20 protein-coding genes are annotated in these 22,025 nt (G+C 60.9%); 9 read left to right on the plus strand and 11 right to left on the minus strand.

All coding sequences use genetic code 11. From position 1 onward, the window contains the following. Positions 1–2: 2 nt before the first annotated feature. Positions 3–2,972, minus strand: coding sequence for an FAD-binding and (Fe-S)-binding domain-containing protein (locus tag AB7813_RS30370; protein WP_441228924.1), 2,970 nt, complete (start codon positions 2,970–2,972; stop codon positions 3–5). Between the two features lie 232 nt (positions 2,973–3,204). Here AB7813_RS30370 and AB7813_RS30375 point away from each other — a divergent pair, with 232 nt between their 5' ends. From AB7813_RS30375 to AB7813_RS30395, 5 genes are all read left to right on the plus strand, one after another. Then, on the plus strand, positions 3,205–4,404 hold the full coding sequence (locus tag AB7813_RS30375) for an aminotransferase class V-fold PLP-dependent enzyme (RefSeq protein WP_120290503.1): 1,200 nt from the start codon (positions 3,205–3,207) through the stop codon (positions 4,402–4,404). Between the two features lie 111 nt (positions 4,405–4,515). Then, positions 4,516–5,313 carry an enoyl-CoA hydratase/isomerase family protein gene (locus AB7813_RS30380; RefSeq protein WP_441228925.1) on the plus strand — a complete coding sequence of 266 codons (798 nt, stop codon included), beginning with the start codon at positions 4,516–4,518 and terminating at the stop codon, positions 5,311–5,313. 202 nt (positions 5,314–5,515) lie between these two features. Then, positions 5,516–6,523 carry a Bug family tripartite tricarboxylate transporter substrate binding protein gene (locus tag AB7813_RS30385; protein WP_439093835.1) on the plus strand — a complete coding sequence of 336 codons (1,008 nt, stop codon included), beginning with the start codon at positions 5,516–5,518 and terminating at the stop codon, positions 6,521–6,523. A gap of 239 nt (positions 6,524–6,762) precedes the next feature. Next, on the plus strand, positions 6,763–7,305 hold the full coding sequence (locus AB7813_RS30390) for a tripartite tricarboxylate transporter TctB family protein (RefSeq protein WP_441228926.1): 543 nt from the start codon (positions 6,763–6,765) through the stop codon (positions 7,303–7,305). A gap of 10 nt (positions 7,306–7,315) precedes the next feature. Then, positions 7,316–8,833, plus strand: a complete 1,518-nt coding sequence (locus tag AB7813_RS30395) for a tripartite tricarboxylate transporter permease (protein WP_441228927.1) — start codon at positions 7,316–7,318, stop codon at positions 8,831–8,833. 29 nt (positions 8,834–8,862) lie between these two features. Here AB7813_RS30395 and AB7813_RS30400 read toward each other — a convergent pair whose 3' ends face one another. The 3 genes from AB7813_RS30400 to AB7813_RS30410 form a co-directional block, all read right to left on the minus strand. Continuing rightward, a complete protein-coding gene (locus AB7813_RS30400) occupies positions 8,863–9,792 on the minus strand; it encodes a glycosyltransferase family 2 protein (RefSeq protein WP_441228928.1) in 930 nt (309 codons plus the stop codon). Positions 9,793–9,914: 122 nt separating this feature from the next. After that, the gene (locus tag AB7813_RS30405; RefSeq protein ID WP_441228929.1) at positions 9,915–11,108 is read right to left on the minus strand and encodes a CaiB/BaiF CoA transferase family protein; all 1,194 of its coding nucleotides are present in this window, start codon (positions 11,106–11,108) and stop codon (positions 9,915–9,917) included. Positions 11,109–11,343: 235 nt separating this feature from the next. Next, positions 11,344–11,469 (minus strand): hypothetical protein, encoded by a 126-nt coding sequence (locus AB7813_RS30410; protein ID WP_441228930.1) that lies wholly within the window; start codon positions 11,467–11,469, stop codon positions 11,344–11,346. A gap of 162 nt (positions 11,470–11,631) precedes the next feature. On the opposite strand from AB7813_RS30410, the gene AB7813_RS30415 reads away from it, so the two are divergent. Together AB7813_RS30415 and AB7813_RS30420 are read left to right on the plus strand one after the other, a co-directional pair. Beyond that, a complete protein-coding gene (locus AB7813_RS30415; protein ID WP_439067352.1) occupies positions 11,632–12,480 on the plus strand; it encodes an SDR family oxidoreductase in 849 nt (282 codons plus the stop codon). 118 nt (positions 12,481–12,598) lie between these two features. Continuing rightward, on the plus strand, positions 12,599–13,528 hold the full coding sequence (locus AB7813_RS30420) for a glycosyltransferase family 2 protein (protein ID WP_441228931.1): 930 nt from the start codon (positions 12,599–12,601) through the stop codon (positions 13,526–13,528). A gap of 8 nt (positions 13,529–13,536) precedes the next feature. Here AB7813_RS30420 and AB7813_RS30425 read toward each other — a convergent pair whose 3' ends face one another. The 7 genes from AB7813_RS30425 to AB7813_RS30455 form a co-directional block, all read right to left on the minus strand. After that, complete coding sequence (locus tag AB7813_RS30425; RefSeq protein ID WP_441228932.1) at positions 13,537–14,580, minus strand: rhamnan synthesis F family protein; 1,044 nt, start codon at positions 14,578–14,580, stop codon at positions 13,537–13,539. A 42-nt stretch (positions 14,581–14,622) separates the two neighbouring features. After that, positions 14,623–15,537 (minus strand): glucose-1-phosphate thymidylyltransferase RfbA, encoded by a 915-nt coding sequence (gene rfbA, locus AB7813_RS30430; protein WP_439066301.1) that lies wholly within the window; start codon positions 15,535–15,537, stop codon positions 14,623–14,625. 19 nt (positions 15,538–15,556) lie between these two features. Then, positions 15,557–16,456, minus strand: a complete 900-nt coding sequence (gene rfbD / locus AB7813_RS30435) for a dTDP-4-dehydrorhamnose reductase (protein ID WP_439066302.1) — start codon at positions 16,454–16,456, stop codon at positions 15,557–15,559. Between the two features lie 6 nt (positions 16,457–16,462). Next, positions 16,463–17,020 (minus strand): dTDP-4-dehydrorhamnose 3,5-epimerase, encoded by a 558-nt coding sequence (gene rfbC / locus AB7813_RS30440; protein WP_439066303.1) that lies wholly within the window; start codon positions 17,018–17,020, stop codon positions 16,463–16,465. A 29-nt stretch (positions 17,021–17,049) separates the two neighbouring features. After that, positions 17,050–18,111 (minus strand): dTDP-glucose 4,6-dehydratase, encoded by a 1,062-nt coding sequence (gene rfbB / locus AB7813_RS30445; protein ID WP_441228933.1) that lies wholly within the window; start codon positions 18,109–18,111, stop codon positions 17,050–17,052. Positions 18,112–18,234: 123 nt separating this feature from the next. Beyond that, positions 18,235–19,140, minus strand: a complete 906-nt coding sequence (locus AB7813_RS30450) for a hypothetical protein (RefSeq protein ID WP_439066305.1) — start codon at positions 19,138–19,140, stop codon at positions 18,235–18,237. Between the two features lie 140 nt (positions 19,141–19,280). Continuing rightward, positions 19,281–19,535, minus strand: coding sequence for a hypothetical protein (locus AB7813_RS30455; RefSeq protein ID WP_441228934.1), 255 nt, complete (start codon positions 19,533–19,535; stop codon positions 19,281–19,283). A 336-nt stretch (positions 19,536–19,871) separates the two neighbouring features. Between AB7813_RS30455 and AB7813_RS30460 the strand changes: the two genes are divergently transcribed. Together AB7813_RS30460 and AB7813_RS30465 are read left to right on the plus strand one after the other, a co-directional pair. Then, positions 19,872–20,651: an ABC transporter permease gene (locus tag AB7813_RS30460; protein ID WP_439066307.1), complete on the plus strand. Its 780-nt coding sequence runs from the start codon at positions 19,872–19,874 to the stop codon at positions 20,649–20,651. Then, positions 20,648–21,970, plus strand: coding sequence for an ABC transporter ATP-binding protein (locus AB7813_RS30465; RefSeq protein ID WP_439066308.1), 1,323 nt, complete (start codon positions 20,648–20,650; stop codon positions 21,968–21,970). The genes AB7813_RS30460 and AB7813_RS30465 overlap by 4 nt, the downstream gene beginning before the upstream one ends. Positions 21,971–22,025: the final 55 nt, after the last annotated feature.

Genomic DNA, 22,025 nt, shown 5'->3' on the forward strand with positions numbered 1-22,025 from the left:
TCCTAGTTGAGCGTGGAAGAATGGACGTTTGTTGCAGCGCCGTCGAGGCTCATCGCCAGCACGCGCGCGACATGCAACGCATGGCGCGAGGCGCCATCAGCGATCTGATGCCGGCAGGATGTGCCGTCGGCGACGATCAGCGTATCGGCGTCGGCCTTGCGCACGGCGGGTAGCAAGGACGCTTCGGCCATCTGGATCGAGACGTCGTAGGTGTCGGCACCATAGCCGAACGCGCCCGCCATGCCGCAGCAACTGGATTCGATGGTCTCGACCTTCAGATCCGGGATCAGGCGCAAGGCCTGTTCGACCGGCTTGAACGCACCGAATGACTTTTGATGGCAGTGGCCATGCACTATCGCCTTCGGCGCGATCGGCTTCAGCGGCAGTTGCAGCCGACCGGCCTCGGCTTCGCGGACCAGGAATTCCTCGAACAACATGGCGTGCGCGCTGACGCTCCTGGCCATCTCGTCGGAACGTAGCGACAGTAATTCATCGCGTAGCGTCAGCAGGCAACTCGGTTCCAGGCCGACGATGGGGACGCCGCGTGCCGCGAAGGGCGCATAGGTGGCGACGAGACGGTCGAGTTCGGCGCGGGCCTGATCGATTAGGCCTGCCGAAAGGAAGGTACGGCCGCAGCACAGGGCACGACTGCTGCGATCCACCGGCTTCGGCAGATGCACGCGATAGCCACCGGCGGTGAGCACGCGCAGTGCGTCGTCGAGGTTCTCGCGCTCATAGGCGCGGTTGAAGGTGTCGGCGAACAGCACGACCTCGCGGCCATCGGCGGGGCCGACGGCTTCGGCGTCGCTGTGAAACACGTCGCTGCGCCATTCCGGCAGGCTGCGCTTGGCGCTGATGCCCGCATAGCGTTCCAGCAGATTGCGCAGCAGCGGGCTCCTGTTGCGCAAATTCGCAAGCGGCGCAGCGCGTGCGGCCAGTGCAGCATAGCGCGGCAGATAGCCGACGAGGCGATCGCGCAGGGTGAGACCATGTTTCGCGACGCGTGCGGACAGAACCTCGATCTTCATCTTGGCCATATCGACGCCGGTCGGGCATTCATGGCGGCAGGCCTTGCACGACACGCAAAGTTTCATCGTGTCGGCCATGGCATCCGACGTCAGCGCATCCGGGCCAAGTTGGCCGGAGATTGCCAGCCGCAGCGTGTTGGCACGGCCGCGGGTGACATCCTTCTCATCGCGCGTCGCGCGATAGGACGGGCACATCACGCCGCCTTCTAACTTCCGGCATGTGCCGTTGTTGTTGCACATCTCGATGGCGCCCTGAAAACCGCCGCCAGCGCCGGGCCATGCGGACCAGTCGAGCGCGGTCTTCAATTCGCCGACGCGATAGTCCGGCGTGTAACGAAACAGCGAACGATCGTCCATCTTGGGCGGATCGACGATCTTGCCGGGATTGAGAATATTCTGCGGATCGAAGCGATGCTTCACTTCGGCAAAGTCGCTGATGATGCGCTCGCCGAACATTTCGGCGTGGAATTCCGAGCGCACGAGTCCGTCGCCGTGCTCGCCGGAGTGCGAGCCCTTGTATTCCCTGACCATCGCGAAGGCTTCTTCGGCGATGGCGCGCATCGCCTTGACGTCCTTGTCGAGCTTCAGGTTCAACACCGGGCGAACATGAAGGCAGCCTTCGGAAGCGTGCGCATACATGGTGCCGGTGGTGTCGTGCTTCCTGAAGATCGCGGACAGGCGCTCGGTATAGTCGGCCAGATGCGGCAGCGGCACCGCGCAGTCCTCGATGAAGGAGACCGGCTTGCCGTCCTGTTTCATCGACATCATGACGTTAAGGCCGGCCGCGCGAAACTCGGCAATACCCGCCTGAAGCGCTGGCTCGGTGACGTCGACGACGCCGCCCCATTTGCGCGCCGGGTTGTTCCAGCCAAAGCCGAGATCGCCCATCAACGCACCCAGCTCTTTCAGCTTGGCGGCATTAGCGGCCTGATCCTCTTCCGCGAATTCGACGATCAGGAGTGCATCCGGATCGCCGCGCACGGCACTCTTGATGATCGGCTGGAACATCGCGATGTCGCGGCCGAGTGCGATCATGGTTCGGTCGACGAGTTCGACGGCGATGGGCTTGAGCTTGACCAGATGCTGGGTCGCATCCATGGCCTCGTAAAAGCTGCCAAAGTGGCAGACACCGAGCGCCTTGCTGCCGATGAGCGGCCACAGCTTGAGTTCGACCTGTGTGGTGAAGGCGAGGGTGCCTTCGGAGCCCACGAGGAGATGCGCCAGGTTGTTGGCGGTGTTGCGCGGCGTCAGCGCATCGAGATTGTATCCGCCGACACGGCGCTGCACCTGCGGAAAGCGTTCCGCGATCTCGGTCGCTTCGCGCTCGCCGAGCGCCAGCATGTCGCGAAACAGGGCAGGCGCATCGTCCCCGGAATTTACTTCGCCGAAATTCAGCAGGTTGCCATCCGCCAGCGCAGCATCCATTGCAATCGTATTGTCGCGCATGGTGCCATAGCGCAGCGAACGGCCACCGCAGGAATTGTTGCCGGCCATGCCGCCGATGGTGGCGCGCGACGCGGTGGAGACATCCACCGGAAACCACAGTCCGTGTTTCTTCAGCTGCCGGTTGAGATCGTCGAGCACGATGCCAGGCTCGACGATGCAGGTGCGGTTCTCGACGTCGAGCGAGATGAGCTTGTTGAGATGTTTGGAGAGGTCAATGACGATGCCGTCATTGACGGTCTGTCCACATTGCGAGGTGCCGCCGCCGCGCGGCGTGACGATGCGGCCATCGTCCCGGCAGATCGCCAGCGCGCGCAGCGCCTCGTTGATGGTGCGCGGAACGACCACGCCGAACGGAACGATCTGGTAGAACGAGGCATCGGTGGCATAACGGCCGCGATTGAACGGGTCGAAGAACACGTCGCCGGAGACTTCACGCGCGAGCTTTGCCGCCAGCGCGCTGTCTGCAGCCGTGCTCCGAATGATTGCCGCCTTCGTCATGGATTCCAGCCTTATCCCTCTATCGCCCTGTCTTGCATCCGGATTCCGGCTTGGCAACCCGGAGGTGCTGTGCTCCGGCGGTGGCAAGGAGGGGATACGGGAGGGATAAGAAATCCTCATGGCTGCCCCACGCTTTTCTTCAGCGCTCTGGTATACCAGACGCGGGACAAGCCGTTTGAAAGGTGCTATCCGGGCGTTTCAATAAAAATGGACTCCCTGGGAAGGACGAGACATGACCGTGCACACCGGAAGGCATTTCCTGCAGATTCCTGGCCCGACCAACGTACCCGACCGGGTGCTGCGGGCGATGGATATGCCCACGCTGGACCATCGCGGTCCCGAATTCGCCGAGCTCGGTCTCCATGTCATTGCTGCGATGCAGCGTGTATTCCGGACCAAGCAGCCGGTCATCATTTATCCCTCCTCGGGCACGGGCGCCTGGGAAGCCGCTATCGTCAATACGCTGTCGCCGGGCGACAAGGTGCTGATGGCCGAGACCGGCCAGTTCGCCACGCTATGGCGGGGTCTTGCCGAGAAGTTCAAGCTCGGTATCGATTTCGTGCCGGGCGACTGGCGCCACGGCGCCGATCTCGCCGAGATCGAGAAGCGTCTCGCTGCGGACAAGTCGCACGCCATCAAGGCGGTGATGATCGTCCATAACGAGACCTCGACCGGTTGCGTCACCCATCCGCAGGACGTCCGCAAGCTGCTCGACCGGGTGAAGCACCCGGCGCTGCTGATGGTCGACACCGTCTCCGGCCTCGGCTCGCTCGAATACGAACATGACGCCTGGGGCATCGACGTCTCTGTCGCCGGTTCGCAGAAGGGCCTGATGCTGCCGCCGGGCCTCGGCTTCAACGCCGTGTCCGACAAGGCGCTGGCCGCCTCCAAGGCCAACAGCTCGTTCCGGTCCTATTGGGACTGGGCCGAAATCATCGCCGCCAACAAGCTCGGCTCCTGGCCCTATACGCCCGCGACCAATCTGCTCTATGCGCTGAAGGAAGGCGTGGCGATGCTGGAGGAGGAGGGGCTCGACAACGTGTTCGCGCGCCACAAGCGCCATGGCGCCGCCGCCCGTGCAGCCGTCAAGGCCTGGGGTCTCGAGACGGTCTCGATTGAGTCACATGATCACTCGCCGGCACTGACCGCCGTGCTGATGCCGGAAGGGCATGACGCCGACGTGTTCCGCAAGGTGGTGCTCGAAAACTTCGACATGTCGCTCGGCACCGGCCTCAACAAGTGGAAGGGCAAGATCTTCCGCATCGGCCATATCGGCCACTTCAACGATCTGATGCTGATGGGCACACTGTCCGGCGTCGAGATGGGTCTCGAACTCGCCAAGGTCCCGCACCGCGCTGGCGGCGTGATGGCAGCGATGGATGTGCTGACCGGCAAAAGCGTAGTGCCGATGACCAAGGCGGCGGTGGCTTAAAGCGCACGAATTCCCGTCTTTGAGGCCTAACAATCTACTGGAGGCTGGAGCATAATCGCTCCAGCCTTTTCAACATGTTGCGGCGGAACGCTGCACCAGAGGACGAATCACATGAATGCGCCAACGCCTGCCAATGAAGACCTGCTGTATTCCGTCGAGAACGGGATCGCGAAGATCACTTTCAATCGCCCGCAGGCGCGTAATGCCATGCTGTTCTCGATGTACGAGCGGATGGCAGAGATCTGTCAGGCGGCCAATGAGGACCGCTCGATCAAGGCGATCATCCTGACCGGCGCCGGCGACAAGGCTTTTGCCTCGGGCACCGACATCTCGCAATTCCGCGAATTCAAGACGGCGCAGGATGCGCTCGATTACGAAGCGCGGATCGACCGCGTGCTCACCGCGCTGGAGACCTGCCGGGTGCCGACCATTGCCGCGATCGCCGGCGCCTGCACCGGCGGCGGCGCCGGCATTGCCGCCTGCTGCGACCTGCGTATCGGTACGGCTGCCACGCGCATGGGCTTCCCGATTGCCCGCACCCTCGGCAATTGCTTGTCGATGTCCAATATCAGCCGCGTGATGGCGCTGGTCGGACCGGCCCGCACCAAGGACATGATCTTCACTGCCCGCCTCATCGAGGCTGACGAGGCGCTGACGCTGGGTCTGATCAACGAGATCGTGCCCGATGTCGAGACGCTGCAGCGCCGCGCGCTGGAACTCGCGCAACTGGTGGCCAACCACGCGCCGATCACCCTCGAAGTGACCAAGGAAGCTGTGCGCCGCCTGCGCCCGACCCTGACCCGCGAGGAGGGCAAGGATCTCGTGCTCAAGGCCTATATGAGCGAGGATTTCCGCGAGGGCATGGATGCCTTCCTGAACAAGCGCAAGCCGAACTGGCAGGGCAAATAACGGGCGAGATCAAGGCCGGGCGGCGGTCTCGGGCAATCACCTCATTCCGCCGCCCGACAGCTGAACAGGGTGCCGGTCCCTGACCAAAGTCGGCCTTCGCATGCGCGGGACATGCTTGAAGTCACGGTCAATACCCCGCACAATAGAACCAATGAAAATGGCGGGCGTCCAATGTCTGCCGATCTCTACAGGGAAGAAACCAATGTCCAAGTCGATTAGGGCCACAGCTGCGCTTGCAGCCGTGCTCGCCAGCGCGCCCATCCTCTCGTCGGCCACGTCGCCGGCCATGGCCTGGGAGCCCACGAAGCCCGTCGAAATCGTCGTTGCAGCGGGCGCCGGCGGCGCCTCCGACCAGATGGCGCGCATGATGCAGGCTGCCATCCAGAAGAACAATTTGATGAAGGCGCCGGTGGTGGTGTCGCTGAAGGGCGGGGCCTCCGGCGCCGAAGCGCTGATTTACATGAAGTCTAGCGACGGTGACGCCAACAAGGTGCTGATCGCCTATTCCCTGATCTACATGCTGCCGCTGTCGGCCAAGATTCCGTTCAACTGGCGCGACCTGACGCCGGTGTCCGTCGTCGCAATGGACCAGTTCGTGCTGTGGGACAATGCGGGTGGCGCCAAGACGGTGAAGGAATTCATCGCGGCGGCCAAGGCTGCATCGTCGCCGTTCAAGATGGGCGGCACCGGATCCAAGCGTGAAGACCATGTGCTGACGGTGTTCATGGAAAAGCAGACTGGCGCCAAGTTTTCCTATCTGCCCTACAAGTCGGGCGGCGAGGCGGCGACGCAGCTGGTTGGCAATCACACCGAAGCCAACGTCAATAACCCCAGCGAGAATCTCGAAGTCTGGCGCGCCGGTCAGGTGCGCGCGCTCTGCGTGTTCGACAAGGAACGCATCTCCTACAAGACCAAGGTCACCGAGACGCAGTCGTGGAACGATATCCCGACCTGCAAGGAAGAGGGCCTCGACGTGCAGTATCTGATGCTGCGCGCCATGTTCCTGCCCGGCAAGGTGACGCCCGAGCAGCAGGCTTTCTATGTCGACCTGTTCGAGAAGGTGACCAAGACGGCCGAATACAAGGACTACATGGAGAAGCAGGCGCTGAAGCCGATCTTCCTGAAGGGGCCGGAGATGCTCAAGTTCCTCGAAGAGGACGATGCACTCAACAAATCGCTGATGACCGAAGCGGGATTCGTGGCGAAGTAAGTAACTGCGAAGCGACGTCTCTTCTCCCTCGCCCCGCCCTTGCGGGGAGAGGGGTGGGGTGAGGGGCTCTTCGATCCGCAGGCTCGGCGATTTGCTTTGCGTTCGTGCCTCGTCCCTCACCCGAAGCCGTCGCTTCGCTCAGGCTTCGACCTCTCCCCGCCTAGCACAGCTCCGCTGTGCACGGGAGCGGGGAGAGGTTAGCACCACATCATTCCGCTAGCTCCCATCTGCGAGACCCAATGTCCAACACCGACCTCGAAATCATCGTCGAAGATCCGACCGCTCCGGAGGACGACTCGCCCTCCGTCGTCAGCACGCGCACCATCGAGATCATCGTCTCGCTGGTCCTGCTGGCACTGGCCATCGTGCTTGGCTTTGACAACTGGCGCACCGGCATCGCCTGGGATTCCACCGGGCCTCAGCCCGGCTATTTCCCATTCTATCTCTCGGTCATTCTCGGCGGCGCCAGCCTTTACGGGCTGATCACGACGTTCTTCGCCCGCAGTGGCGGTTCCGACACTTTCGTCACCCGCGCACAATTGCGGCGCGTGGCGCTGGTGTTCATTCCCACCGCACTGTTTTGTCTCGGCACGCAGTTTCTCGGCATCTATGTCGCGAGTTTCGTGCTGATCGCCGGCTTCATGCGCATGGTCGGCAAGATCGCGCTGTGGAAGTCGCTGCTCACCGCCTTCGTGTTCACCGCGATCATGTTCGTCACCTTCGATGTCGCCTTCGACGTCATCATGCCGAAGGGGCCGATCGAATCGGCTCTCGGTCGCTAGGACTACTGAAATGGAAGCGTTCGGACTGTTGATGCACGGCTTTGCCGTGCTGATGACCTGGAAGATCATCTCGCTGATGGTCGTCGGTCTCGTGCTTGGCATCTTTGTCGGCGTGCTGCCGGGCCTCGGCGGCCCCAACGGCGTCGCCATTCTGTTGCCGCTGACCTTCACCATGGACCCGACCTCGGCCATCGTGATGCTGTCCTGCATCTATTGGGGCGCGCTGTTCGGCGGCGCCATCACCTCGATCCTGTTCAACATCCCCGGCGAGGCGTGGTCGGTGGCCACGACCTTCGACGGCTATCCGATGGCGCAGCAGGGCAAGGCCGCGGAAGCACTGACAGCGGCGTTTACCTCGTCCTTCATCGGGTCGCTGGTGGCGGTGATGCTGATCACATTCCTGGCGCCAATGATCTCATCCTTCGCGCTGAAATTCGGGCCGCCGGAATTCTTTGCGGTCTATCTTCTGACCTTCTGCTCCTTCGTCGGTCTCGGCCGCGAGGCCAAGCATAAGACCGTCATCTCGATGGCGCTGGGCCTGCTGATCGCCGGCATCGGCATGGACACGGTCTCGGGCAATCTGCGCATGACCTTCGGCTCGGACAATCTCCTGCGCGGTATCAACTTCCTCGTCGCGGTGATCGGCCTGTTCGGCATCAGCGAAATTCTGTTGACCATGGAAGAACGCCTCGCGCTGCGCGGCCATGCCGCCAAGATCAGCCTGCGCACGGTGCTCAAGGTCTGGATGGACCTGCCGAAATACTGGGTGACGCTGCTGCGTTCGTCGGTGATCGGCTGCTGGCTCGGCATCACGCCGGGCGGTGCCATTGCGGCGTCCTTCATGGGCTACAACCTCGCCAAGCGCTTCTCCAAGGATCCCGAAAGCTTCGGCAAGGGGCGCATCGAAGGCGTATTCGCGCCGGAGACCGCGGCGCACGCGTCAGGCACCGCGGCGCTGCTGCCGATGCTGGCGCTCGGCATTCCCGGTTCAGGCACCGCGGCGATCCTGCTCGGCGGCCTGATGGTGTGGGGGCTCAATCCGGGGCCGCTGCTGTTCGTCGAGCACAAGGATTTCGTCTGGGGCCTGATCGCCTCGATGTATCTCGGCAATGTGGTCGGTCTCGTCATCGTGCTGACGACCGTGCCCGTCTTCGCCTCGATCCTGCGGGTGCCGTTTGCGGCCGTGGCGCCGATGATCGTGGTGTCCTGCGCCATCGGCGCCTATGCGATTCAGAACGCGATGTTCGACATCTGGCTGATGCTGGGCTTCGGCGTGGTCGGCTATGTCTTCAAGAAGATCGGCATTCCGCTGGCGCCATTCACGCTGGCGCTGGTGCTCGGCAGCCGCGCCGAGGATGCGTTCCGCCTCGCCATGATCGGCTCCGGCGGTAGTGTCGGTGTGTTTTGGTCCAATGGCCTCGTCGGCACCATCACCACGCTGGCGATTACGCTGCTGTTCTGGCCACTGATCGATCGTGCCTTTACGGCCGCTGCACGCATCTGGCGGCCGACGCCGGTGACGACGTAAGTCGGGCTCGCGCCTAGCTGGATGGAGGCCTAGTCCGGCAATGACGGCTGCGCGAGATATGCCAGCAGCTTTATCTCGCGGCGTCCGCGGGTGACCGTGTCGAGCACGAGGCCCGACGAAAATGAGAGCACGCCGACGATCATCAGGCCAGTCGAGAGCACGGCGGTGGGTAGCCGAGGCACCAACCCCGTTTCCAGATAGGTGACGGTGATGGGAATCGCGAGGCCGACGGAGACGATGCCGAAAAACAGGCCAATTGTGCCGAAGAAGCGCAGCGGCTTTTCCGAACGATAGAGCTTCATGATGGTGCCGAGGATCCGGAAGCCATCCTTCCACGTGTTGAGCTTGCTGATGGAGCCCTGCGGTCGCGCGAAATACGGCGTCTCGATTTCAGCGACCGGTAGTGCGAGCTGTAGCGCATGAACGCTCAGTTCGGTCTCGATCTCAAAGCCATCGGACAGCACGGGGAAGGATTTGACAAAGCGTCTCGAGAATACGCGATAGCCTGACAGCACATCCTTGAAATTTTGACCGAACGTCATTGACAGAAAGCCGGTGAGCAGTGAGTTGCCGGTGCGGTGGCCAAGGCGATAGGCGGTAACCTGCTGCTCAATGCGGCGGCCCACCACCATGTCGAGGCGATCGTTTAACAGCGCATCGATCATAGCTGGTGCGGATGTCGCGTCGTAGGTCGCATCGCCATCGACGAGAACGTAGACATCGGCATCGACGTCACCGAACATGCGGCGGACGACATGACCCTTGCCTTGACGCGGCTCGCTGCGAACAACCGCGCCCGCCTGCGAGGCTACTTCGCACGTGCGATCTGTCGAGTTGTTGTCGTAGACATAAATCGTGGCGGCGGGCAGCGCCCTGCGGAAGTCGTTCACGACTGTTGCGACTGCGACCTCTTCATTGAAGCAGGGGATCAGGATAGCCACGCGGTGCGGTGCGGTCATGGAGCCTTCCTGCGGGTTCGAGGCGCAGCACGATTTCCGATCGACTGCGCCTGGACGAAGATGTGCTCCCGATCAATGCAGCATCTGGCGTTAATTTTCACAGTATTTGAAAGCTCGTGGCCTCAGACCACCTTGCCTCGTCGCAGTTCGGCGATCTCTTCGGCACCGAAGCCAAATTCGGCGAGTAGCTCCTCAGTCTGCTCGCCGACTTCCGGCGGCCGAGCGGCCATGTGGCTCGGCGTGCGTGACAGCGTGAATGGCTGAGCGACCAGCGTGATCTTGCGGTTCTGGTCGTTGGGAACGTCCTGCGCGAGGCCCAGATGCTTGACCTGCGCATCGGCGAACATCTGGTCGACGGAGTAGATCGGACCACAGGGCACGCCGGCGGCATTGAGGTCGCTGACCCATTCCTCGGTGGTGCGCTTTTCGGTGCAGGCGCTGATCGCGGCGTTGAGGGCGACGCGGTTCTTCGAGCGGGCAGGGCCGGTGGCATAATCGGGATGGGTGATCAGTTCGGGGGCGCCGATGGCCTGGGCGCAGCGCTCCCAGATCTTGCCGCCGGTGGTGGCGATGTTGATGTAACCGTCGGACGTCTTGAACACGCCGGTGGGAATGCTGGTCGGGTGGTTGTTGCCGGCCTGTTTGGGCACGTCCTGCTCCATCAGCCAGCGGGCGGCCTGGAAATCCAGCATGAAGATCTGCGCCTGCAGCAGCGAGGTCTGGACCCACTGGCCCTGCCCGGAGACGTCGCGCTCCAGCAGCGCTGTAAGGACGCCCAGCGCGCAGAACAGCCCGGCGGTGAGATCGGCCACGGGAATGCCGACCCGCATCGGGCCCTCGCCGGGGGCGCCTGTAATGGACATCAGGCCGCCCATGCCCTGAGCGATCTGATCGAAGCCCGGCCGCTTGTGATACGGGCCGTCCTGGCCAAAGCCGGAAATGCTGCCGTAGACGATGCCGGGATTGATCGCCTTCAGGCTCTCATAATCGATGCCAAGCCGGGTCTTCACGTCCGGTCGGAAATTCTCGACCACGACATCCGCTTTCTCGACCAGCCGCTTGAACACCGCGAGACCGCGCGGGTCCTTCAGGTTCAGGGTCATGGCCCGCTTGTTGCGGTGCAGGTTCTGGAAGTCCGAGCCCTGCCGCGGGCCGCCGGGCTGCTCGGAACCTGCGTCATCGCTCAGTGCGTCGATCTTGATGACATTGGCCCCCCAATCCGCGAACTGCCGCACCGCCGTCGGGCCCGAGCGGATCCGGGTGAGGTCGAGCACGGTAAAGCGGGAGAGGGCCTGCGAGGCGCGCGGGAAGGGCATTCAGAGGGCTCCGGTGGTGCCGTGGGGTCGGGAAGGTCCTCTTACCTTTCGCGCAAACCGACAAGCTTGTCATGCCTCCCGTGGCTGGCGAGGCGTGCATCGCTGGTAGGCTGCGTGAAAATCCATGTGACCGGGATGCCATAGCTGCCTCGCGAACTCGCGTCGGTGCTCGGCCCGTGGCCTAACTGGTTGAACAATCAGGAATTATTTTGATTTTTGCGTATGTTTGAAGGTATCACTTGCGGACTGATCGTTTCACTGTCGGCCGCACATGGGCCATGCGGGTGATGCCCTTCGGGCGGATGTCCTGCATGGCGAGTTTGTTCAGTCGCAGGCGTCGTCCCGGGCCGTCCGAATGCATCCATTGCTCGCGCTGGTGTCGCTCGTTCTAACCGGAGCCCGGTCGCTGGCCCGGTGCAAACGGAGGCGACTGATCGATAGCCCTGCGCGACGGGATCGACTAGATCTCGTGTGGTTGCGGACTGCTATGGTTGCGGCTACGCGCCAAGCGGTGGGATCGAATATGGAAAGTCTGGTGATCGGCGCTTCCGGCATTGTCGGTGGCTATATCGTGGAGCAGCTTGTGCGCTCGGGGCAGCGTCCACAAGCGCTCTCCCGCCAGCCGCGGCAAAGCGCTGGTGTGGATTGGCTGCAGGGAGATCTGGCGGTCCCTGCTGCGCTACAAGTTCCCGCCGTTAAGACGTTGTACTGCACGGTTGAGATCGGATTGCTAGCGAAAGCCCTGCCGCAGATCGCCACGCCGTCGCTGAAGCGCGTGGTGGCCTTTACCTCGACCAGCATCGTGACCAAGATCAATTCGGAGATTCCGTCAGAGCGGGAATTGCTGCAGCGGTTGGCCGATGGCGAATGTCGCCTTGGCGCGGTTTGCGAGAAGCTTGGTATTGAATGGACGATCCTACGCCCGACGGTGATCTATGCCGAGGGCAGAGATGGCAACGTTTCGCGGCTTGCCCGATTGATCAAGCGCTTTGGATTTCTGCCACTGATGGGGAGCGGCGCCGGACTACGGCAGCCGGTGCATGCGGAAGATCTGGCGATCGGTGCGATTGCTGCTGCAGGCAGTTCAGCGGCCATGAATCGAATCTATGCGGTGCCAGGTGGCGAGATTCTTAGCTATCGCGAGATGGTCGGCCGAATATTCGATGCGCTCGGCAAGGCGCGACGAATTGTTTCGGTCCCCCCGTTGCTCTGGAAAATCGCTTTCACCCTAGCGAAGCCGCTGCTTCCGCATACGAATGTCGCCATGGGCAATAGAATGGCCAAGGACATGACGTTCGACGCATCCGCTGCGATACGGGATTTCCGCTGGAGACCGCGTGGCTTCCAACCCAGATTCGACGGCAAGCTCTAAACAGCCAACGGTACTCTGGATCGTCCGATTTCCCTGTCGCTCAAAATGGTCTAAGAATCACCCGCCGCCGACGTTTGCCGCGCCGCGATCATCTCCGCCAATAAGGAATTCTGCCAAATTGCCGTCCAGCCAGCCGAAAGTTATCATTCTGCTTGCCACTCGAAACGGCGCTCAATTCCTCCCGGAACAGCTTGAGTCCTATCGGTTGCAAATATATTCGAACTGGGAATTGCTGGTCTCCGATGACGGATCGACGGACGTAACCGTTGAACTCATTCAGGAGTTCGCAAGATCCATATCCCAGCGTGTGACCATCCTTGCCGGGCCACAGAAGGGCTTTTGGCAGAACTTCGTTTCATTGGTGCGCAACGCCGACATCGCAGGAGACCTGTTCGCTTATAGCGATCAGGACGACGTGTGGTTTCCGGAAAAGCTGGCCAAAGCGGTGGACTGGTTCCGGACCCGGTCTATCGATCTACCGGCACTTTACTTCAGCCGCACAGAGCTGATCGAAGGCGATGGGACGTCCGCCGGCTTCTCACCGCTTTTCACGCGACCGCCGCTCTTCCACAATGCGCTGGTTCAGAACATCGGCGGAGGCAACACTATGGTGTTCAACCGTGCGGCGCTGACTATCCTGCGTGCGACGCCGGAAGATGCTGCAATGGTCTCTCATGATTGGTGGACGTATCAGGTGGTGACGGGAGTTGGTGGGCTTGCTCACTACGATCCGTGGCCAAGCCTGAAGTATCGACAGCATGGCAACAATTTGGTCGGGTCGAATATTGGACTTCGCGCGCGGCTGATCCGAATGGCGGCCTTTGCCAATGGCCGCGTCGTGATGTGGAATGACGTGAACCTCAAGCTGCTCGACAGAATGCGGGCGTCGTTCACATCGGTCAATGCCGCAACGCTCGATGACTTTATCACTGCCCGCCGGGCGTCGCTGCTGCGGCGGCTGTATCTGATCCGCCGGTCGGGTGTCTATCGGCAAAGCACTGTCGAGAATATCGGCCTGTTTGTCGGTGCGCTGTTCGGCCGCCTCTAGCCTGCGATCTAGCGTTTGAGGTGTCGCTCGATCAGTGACACGTCGTAGGAGCTGTTTGATGTGATCACGTCGGGCCATTTCGACACGGTTGAAATGCCCGCCGGGTTCGCCTTGAGGAGCTCTCGTTTGATGAACGGGCATTTGTAGTCTGAAATCAGCACATCCCAGTAGAAATGCATCGGATTGATCGGTCGGCCGGTCAGCAGCAGCATGTGAAGATGCGCGAGAAAAGCCTGATCAGAAGCGGGGCGTCCCATCGATACCGAGGCGGCCAACCGGTCTTTCATCGTTTCGGCGACCGCCCAATAGTTTGCCAGGGCGCCGGACCGCAGGTGCTGTCGTCCAAGAACTTGCGTCAGCCGGGTCTCGCCGTTGCGGATCACCCATCGCTTGTTGTTGACGTAGGGCAGCGTGCGCCAGAACGTCTTGAAGGCAGAGGACTTCAATGCGTTGGTGAAAAACACAATGAAGAACGTCTGCAAGTGATAGCGTTGTTGCTCCCAGGAATCCACGATGCCCCAGAAGTCATATTTGGACTGGTCGATCGCCGAGAGCATCTCACCGAGAGGCCAGAACGGGCCGTAAATGCTGTCATTCATCATCAGCAAGGCGTCCATGTCATCGAGATCGCCAAGCGAAGCGATACCGTCCTTGTAGGCGCCAAAATCATAACCTGTGTTGAAGCGCCAGATGATGTCCTTGCAGAATGAACTGACAGCCGTTCGGCTGGTGGCCGGAAACACCGGCGCATTCGAGACGAAGGTGACGCGAAAACCGGCTGCAACAAGTTCGCGGAGCTGATGCAGGACGTAGTCGTGAATGGTTCCCTGAGGATCAAAGTGAACATACACTGCGGCCTTGCGGGATCGGCTGAGGGGATCGTCCCCGGGAATGCGCTCGCGTAGCAACGATCCGCGCCGCAGCAGACGTGCTGCGAATTCGATCACCATGTCGTGGGCCACGATGAACGGCGCAAGAACGAGTTGCACGAACGACTTTAGCTTGGCCGTCAAAACATGCTGCTGGAAGCTCTGGGCGTTTTCTGTCGTCAATGGTCGTTCCGGTGAATTCGCTAGTGTATTACCAGGCGGGTTCTACGACAAACGGAGCTGTATGCTGCTCGGCGTACTGCCTTCACGGGCGATCCTTAGCAGGTATTGCCCATAGGCTCCCTTGGCGATGGGCTTGCCCAACTGCTCAAGCTCGCTGGCAGTGATCCAGCCGAGATGGAAGGCGATCTCTTCGGGGCAGCAGATCTTGAAGCCTTGGCGTTTTTCGAGGACGCGGACGAATTCCGCGGCTTCGAGCAGGCTGTCCGGAGTCCCGGTATCGAGCCAGGCAAATCCACGGCCCATCTTCTCGACATGCAGCTGTCCGCGTTCCAGATAGGCTCGGTTGACATCAGTGATTTCGAGTTCGCCGCGCGCGGAAGGCTTCAGATTGGCTGCAATATCGACCACGCTTCCGTCGTAGAAGTAGAGCCCCGTTACTGCCCAGTTCGAACGCGGCTGCTGCGGCTTTTCCTCAATCGAGAGGACACGATTGTTGGCGTCGAATTCGACCACGCCGTAACTCTGTGGGTCACTGACGTGATAAGAGAAGACCGTCGCGCCTGCGGCGTGCTTGCGCGCATTCTGGAGCAGTGGGATCAGGTCGTGGCCGTAGAACAGGTTGTCGCCAAGCACCAATGCTGACGACTGTCCCGCAACGAAATCAGCGCCGATGATATAGGCTTGGGCCAGCCCGTCGGGGCTCGGCTGTTCAGCATAGCTGAATGACATGCCCCATTTCGAGCCATCGCCGAGCAGATACTGGAATTTGGGGAGATCGACCGGTGTCGAGATAATCAGGATGTCGCGGATGCCTGCCATCATCAGGGTGGAGAGCGGATAATAGATCAGCGGTTTGTCGTAGATCGGCAGCAACTGTTTGGAGGCGGCGAGGGTCATCGGATGCAGCCGTGTGCCGCTACCACCGGCCAGAATGATGCCTTTACTGATCGAACCCATGACTGGCTGTTCCTACCGGCTATGTCTTTGAAAAACCCTGCGTTAGCAGGCGCTCAACCGTATAGGGCAGCGATTGGCGCCATTCCGGAAGGCGAACGCCATGAACCTTAAACAGCTTGCTGTTGTCCAGCCTTGAATTGGCGGGCCGCTTTGCCGGTGTGGGGTAGGCTGACGTCGGGATCGGCTTGACGCGCGCGGACGGGCCACCTGCCGCGGCAGACACCTCAAAGACCGCCTCGGCAAAGCCAGCCCACGTGGTTTCGCCTGCGCTTGTCATATGGAACTTGCCGCGCAATTCCGCAGCCGACGGCTTCCGAACGAGATTTCGTGCGACGGCAATGATACCGTCCGCGATATCCAGCGCGTTTGTCGGGGTTCCCGACTGGTCGCTGACGACCTTGATCTCGTCGCTTTTGCCGGCCAGCGAGAGCATCGTGCGTACGAAATTCTTGCCGAAAGGGCTATAAACCCAGGCCGTGCGCAGAATGGCGTGGTCGTCGTTCGCCAAAACGATGGCACGCTCACCGTCCAGCTTGCTTTGTCCATATATGCCCAGCGGGCCTGTTGCATCGTCTTCGCGGTAGGGGCGATTCAGCGTGCCGTCGAAGACATAATCCGTCGATAGGTGGACGATGGGAATGCCAAGCCGGCTGGCCGCGCGCGCGACCGCGGCGGCTCCCTCGACATTGACGGCGTAAGCGAGGTCGGGTTCACTTTCGGCGAGATCTACGGCGGTGTAGGCAGCCGCGCTGACCACGACCTGCGGGGCGAGTGCGACCAGAGCCGGTTCAATCTCGCTCGGCCGCGTCAAATCGACGTCCGGCCGTGCGATTGTCGCGACGTCGAGCACTGTAGCAGCCGCCCGCTCAAGCAGAGACAGCGCCACCTGCCCGTTTCGTCCGGTGATTGCTATCCGCATGAGGTCTTACTCGAAATAGGTCGGAAGCGACTTGAAGGGGGGCAATCCCGCATCCTTGTCGGACAGCATGGCCTTGTCCGGCGACACCGGCCAGTCGATCCCAAAGTCGGGATCGTCCCACGCGACGCCAAGATCGTTGGCCGGCGAATAGTAGCCTGTCACCTTGTACAGGACATGGGTATCCGGTTCGAGGGTGCAGAAGCCATGCGCGAAGCCGACGGGCACAAGCAATTGCCGACCATCCTCGGCTGTCAATGTCTCTGCGACCCACTTGCCGTAGGTCGGCGACGAGCGTCGCAAATCGACTGCAACATCGTAGATGCTGCCGCGCAGCACGCGGATCAGCTTGTTCTGGGCGGCTGGATGACTCTGGAAGTGCAGGCCACGCACAGTGCCCGCGTGGACGGATCGCGATTGATTGTCCTGCACGAAGTCGAGCGCGATGCCGTGCTCTTGAAACCGGCTGCTGTTGTAAGTCTCGCAGAACACCCCGCGTGAGTCAGCGAAGGACTGAGGCGTGATGATCTTGACGGCCTCAATGGCGGTCGGAGTAACGGTCAACATCTCGTTTCCTGCATCAATGACGGGTATCTTTAGATGGCGACGCCGAGCCGCTCGCCTCGATAGACCCCGGAGCGCACACGCTCCCACCACGTCTTGTTGTCGAGATACCACTGCACGGTCTCACGCAATCCGCTCTCGAAACTGTGCCACGGTCGCCAGCCGAGTTCCTTCGCTATCTTCGCGGCGTCGATGGCATAACGCGCGTCGTGGCCGGGGCGGTCCGTGACGAATGTGATCAGCATTTCGCGCGGGCCGATCGACGCATCTGGTGCAAGCTCGTCGAGCAAGGCGCAAATCGCCCTGACGACCGAAATATTGGTATGCTCGTTGTGGCCGCCGATATTGTAGCTTTGGCCGGGCGCGCCCCGTCGTGCTACCTGAATCAACGCCTCGGCGTGATCATCCACGTGCAACCAGTCGCGAATGTTCTCGCCCGTGCCGTAGACGGGAAGCGGCTTGCCTTCCAGCGCATTGATGATGGTCAGCGGGATCAGCTTTTCTGGAAAGTGATACGGCCCGTAATTGTTCGAACAATTCGTCATTACCACGGGCAAGCCGTAGGTGTGGTGCCATGCCCGTACGAGATGATCGGATGCGGCCTTGGAGGCGGAGTAGGGGGAGTTGGGCTGATACGGCGTCTCTTCGGTGAAGTAGCCGGTTGCACCGAGTGAGCCGAATACTTCGTCGGTCGAAATGTGATGGAAACGGAATCCCTGCTTGCGCTCAACCGGCAACTCACGCCAATGCGCAAGCGCTGCTTGCAGCAACGAGAACGTTCCAACGATATTCGTCTGGATGAATTCGCCGGGCCCATCGATCGAACGGTCGACGTGGCTTTCAGCAGCCAGATGCATCACTACATCTGGCGAGAATTCCATGAACGCGCCTCGCATCGCGGCGCCATCGACGATGTCTGCCTGCATGAATCGATAGTGCGGGTGCGACGCTACCGGAGCCAGCGATTCCAGATTGCCGGCATAAGTGAGCTTGTCGATCACGAGGACCTCGTTGCCCGCGGTTTGAAGCAGCCTTCGCACAACAGCGGATCCGATAAAGCCGGCACCGCCCGTTACAAGATATCGTACCATCATAGGTTCAAGCGCTTGGCCAAGTTTGTGTGGAGTTCAAATAGCATATAGCCGACCGAATGCCATACCGGCGTTGCCATCTTATCTGCGATCGACGCAGAACGCGATCTTGTCGGAACGATCCGGTCAGTGAAGCAAATTCCGGACGCGTTGCAAATGCGCTCTGATGCGCGGAGACGCGATTAGCGTCTGGAATTTCGCGGCACCCCAGTCTCGCATCCGATTTTTGAACGCGCGGGGAGTGTTTGCAATGCGTCGCGCGATAGTATGAGGAAGAAAAGCGTGACGCCCGCGTCGCAGCGCATCGCCGAGCTGGCTCCGCTCTTCCTCCAGAGCGAGGATATCGCGGTCGCGCCGCGCCAAAGCGGCTGTCAAGCGATGCAGCTCGGAGGACAACGCGGCGATCTTTCGTTGCTGAGAGGTTCCATATCGTGGGCGTGTCGATCCGCTCTCCGCCTCGATGCGTTCAGTCACGTCATGGGCGCCTGAGGATTGCGCCCAATGAAACAGGTTCGAGGTAGCATAGTCGAACGGGGGCCGCGCAGCCTGCGTGGCCGGGGTTCGGTGAAGCACCACAGCGGAATCGAGAATTTCGATCCGATCGAACAGCATGCCGAAATAGGCGTGCTCGTTCACGCCCGACCGGTCAGACGCCAAATCGGCAGCGCGAAGCCCTGTATCCGTGGAGGTTGCGAATGGGTAGCGACCGTGGACGATGGCCATTATCGGAGACATCGCGTCGAGAACCTCGTCTCCTAATGGTCCACCGCGCTGCGCGGCATTTGCCGCCAGCACATAGCAGCCGTTGGACGTTAGATAGGGTGACAATTCCCAGACAAAGCCGAAACGGGTCGTCAGATCCGTGCCGCCTGCGTCAAGGATCAGGTCCCAGGACCGCCCACTCATAGTCTTCACAAATTCACGAACGGCGTCCGCGACAAGGGCAGAAGAATCCCCGCCAGCAGCAGGGGACTGCTTCAGCGTGACGATACGAAGCTCTGCATCGGGAGAGGCCTGGCCGATCAACGACACGATCGGGTCCGGCTTTGAATCAGAAATTAAGATAATAGTCCTTGAATTCGGGGCGTGCAATTCAATTGCGCGTCGAAGCCCTCCGGGCGGAGAAAACTCGGACCCGGGGCTGTCTGATCCATGATCGGACGCGTCGAAGGTCAAAGCAGGGCCGCCGCATGCGCATTTCGCACGTTTGCGTTCTCTTGCTGGGCGTTGGCCTGGTTGCTGCCGTCTTTCGCAGCAGCCGAAATTGCGGTGAGCGGATGACCAACCTCGCCCCGGTGCTTCTGGGTAATCCGCAGGCGCCGTTGCCCGAAGACGGAGCCGGCCGGCGGATGCGCGATCACGGAGCCAATCAAGCCGCCTTGGTCGACGCCCCTGAGGCGGCCACCGCCAACATCGTATGCGGACATAAGGTTCCTCCTGCTCCCTCGATACCGTATCGCTCCGCGGGACGCAATCGCGAGCGAACCTAGGCATTGATCTGTTTGGCAATTTGCTGGCGTGGTTGTCGCGAGCGACAGCAGCCGCCTTTGCGCGCGTGCCATACCTAGGCTCGGATCATCCGTACAGACGGAGCGAAGCGGGCGCCTGGAAGGTCCCGTTGCCACGCCAATTCGGGGTGGATATCGATGGCACCTGCTGCTAAAGGCGGGGCGTATTTGTCGGAGACCTAGCCCTTAATGAGTGTGATCAGCCGAGCGCTCGACATGCGCGGAAATGCTGCGGCATTGACCGAAGTAATCGGCATGATGCGCCGTCATCCGGCACTCATTTGGGAGATGACTGTCCGGGAGCTGCGGGATCGTTATTCGGGAAATTCGCTAGGCCTCGCCTGGGCGATCGGCGCTCCGCTGGCAATCTTCGCCGCCAACGTGCTTGCCTTCCTGTTCATCTTTCGCGTGCGGATGAACGCGCAGGATGACGGTGCCGCTTACGCCGTTTTCGTGCTGTCGGGAATGGCGGTGTGGGTAGCCTTGAGCGAAGTGCTCAGCCGCGCGCCCGTTGCGATCGTTCAAAGCAGTAATCTGGTGAAGCAGATCGTGTTTCCCAGTGAGATACTGCCATTTAAAATCGTGCTTGCGGGACTTCCGACGCTTGCGGTCTGCGGCAGCGTCGTCGTTATTCTGTCGGTCGTGACGGGCCATGCGACCCTGCTCGGATTGTTCGTCCTGCTGCCTGTCTGCGTCGTGTTCTTCCTAGTGATGCTGACGGGCCTCGCATATGCGCTTGCCGGAATCGGAGTATTCCTTCGCGATGTGAAGGACGTAGTGGGCCTGCTGCTCTCGATCGGGCTGTTCCTGCACCCCATTTTGTACCCGCCATCGTCGGTGCCGGCCTGGCTTGAGAGGCTGTTCTACTGCAGCCCGTTCAGTTACCTGATCTGGTGTTTTCGCGATGCTCTCTATGAAGGCACGATAACCCGCCCCGCGGCGTGGATCGTATGCCCGATCCTGGGCGTCGTGTTTCTGTTGCTCGGTTGGCGTGTTTTCCGCTCTTTGCGGCCCACGTTCGGAAATGCGCTGTGACAATCCAAACCATTTCGGTCAAATCCCTCAACAAGATCTATCGCGTCTGGAAGCATCCGCGGGATCTCCTGATCGAAGGGTTGAGTGGTCGTGTGCGTCATACCGAATTTCAGGCTCTGACCGACATTTCGTTCGACGTTCCGGCCGGTTCCGTTGTCGGTTTGATGGGACGAAACGGTGCAGGGAAGAGCACTCTGCTCAGGATCATCGCGGGAACGCTCGATGCGTCCGGCGGTAGCGCGGTGGTCGCGGGCCGTATTGCAGCAATTCTGGAGCTGGGAACCGGCTTCCATCCGGATTATACCGGTCGCGAGAACGTCTTCCTGGGTGGCCTGTGCCTGGGATTGTCGCGGAACGAGATCAAGCAGCGGTTTGACGAGATCGTCGATTTCGCCGAACTCTGGGACTTCATCGATCAGCCGTTCCGGACCTATTCGAGTGGCATGCAGGCCCGACTGACCTTTGCGGTCGCGACCTGCGTCGATCCTGACATTCTCATCATCGACGAAGCGCTCGGCGTCGGTGATGCTCGGTTTCAGCTCAAGTCTTTTGATCGCATTCGCCGTTTCAAGGAGCAGGGCAAATCGATCCTTCTGGTCAGCCACAATATCGGTCAGATCGTTGCGATCTGCGATCGTGCCATCCTTCTCGATAAGGGACGCGTGCTAGAAGACGGCGACCCCAACGTAGTCGGGAAAATCTATCATGAGCTTCTTTTTGCTCCCGCACCGACAGCAACGATCCCGCAACTGCCGGCGCCCTCTCTTGGGGACATTGTCGACGATCATCGCGAGGATGATCCCGCGGATGGTCCGAAGCTGATCGACAGTATCGCCGCCGGTGCCGATACGACGGCTCAAAGCGAGCTCCAGGCTAGCGGACGCGAGCGGCGCTATGGCCTGCACGAGGCCGAAATTGCCGATGTACGGATCGAGGATGTCAGCGGAGGTCCGGTGACCTTCCTTGAGACCCTGAACCGCTATCGTCTGGTCATGACCGTGCGGGCGAAAGTCAGCTTCGACGATTTGCAGATCGGCTTTCTCGTTCGGGATGCCCGCGGGCTCGATCTGTTTGGCTGGGACACTAACAATAACGGCGTAGGTCCGCTCCCGCCCTTGGTTGCGGGACAGCAACGCGAGATCAGCATTGAGTTTTGCGCGAATTTGTCAGCGGGGCATTTCTTTATCACGGCTGCGCTGGCGCGCTCCGATCAGACGAAGCTGGATGTGCGTTTCGACTGTCTTAATTTCACGGTAGCTCCAACGCCGACTATATTCACCGCGTCGCTCGTCAATCTCGATGCGCATCTTGTGTCGTAGGCACGGGCTGCGATGAGGATTTCGATGGCGATCGCGGGAAGCGTCCGCGATCGCA

Source organism: Tardiphaga sp. 20_F10_N6_6, from assembly GCF_052076045.1.
GTDB lineage: Bacteria > Pseudomonadota > Alphaproteobacteria > Rhizobiales > Xanthobacteraceae > Tardiphaga > Tardiphaga robiniae.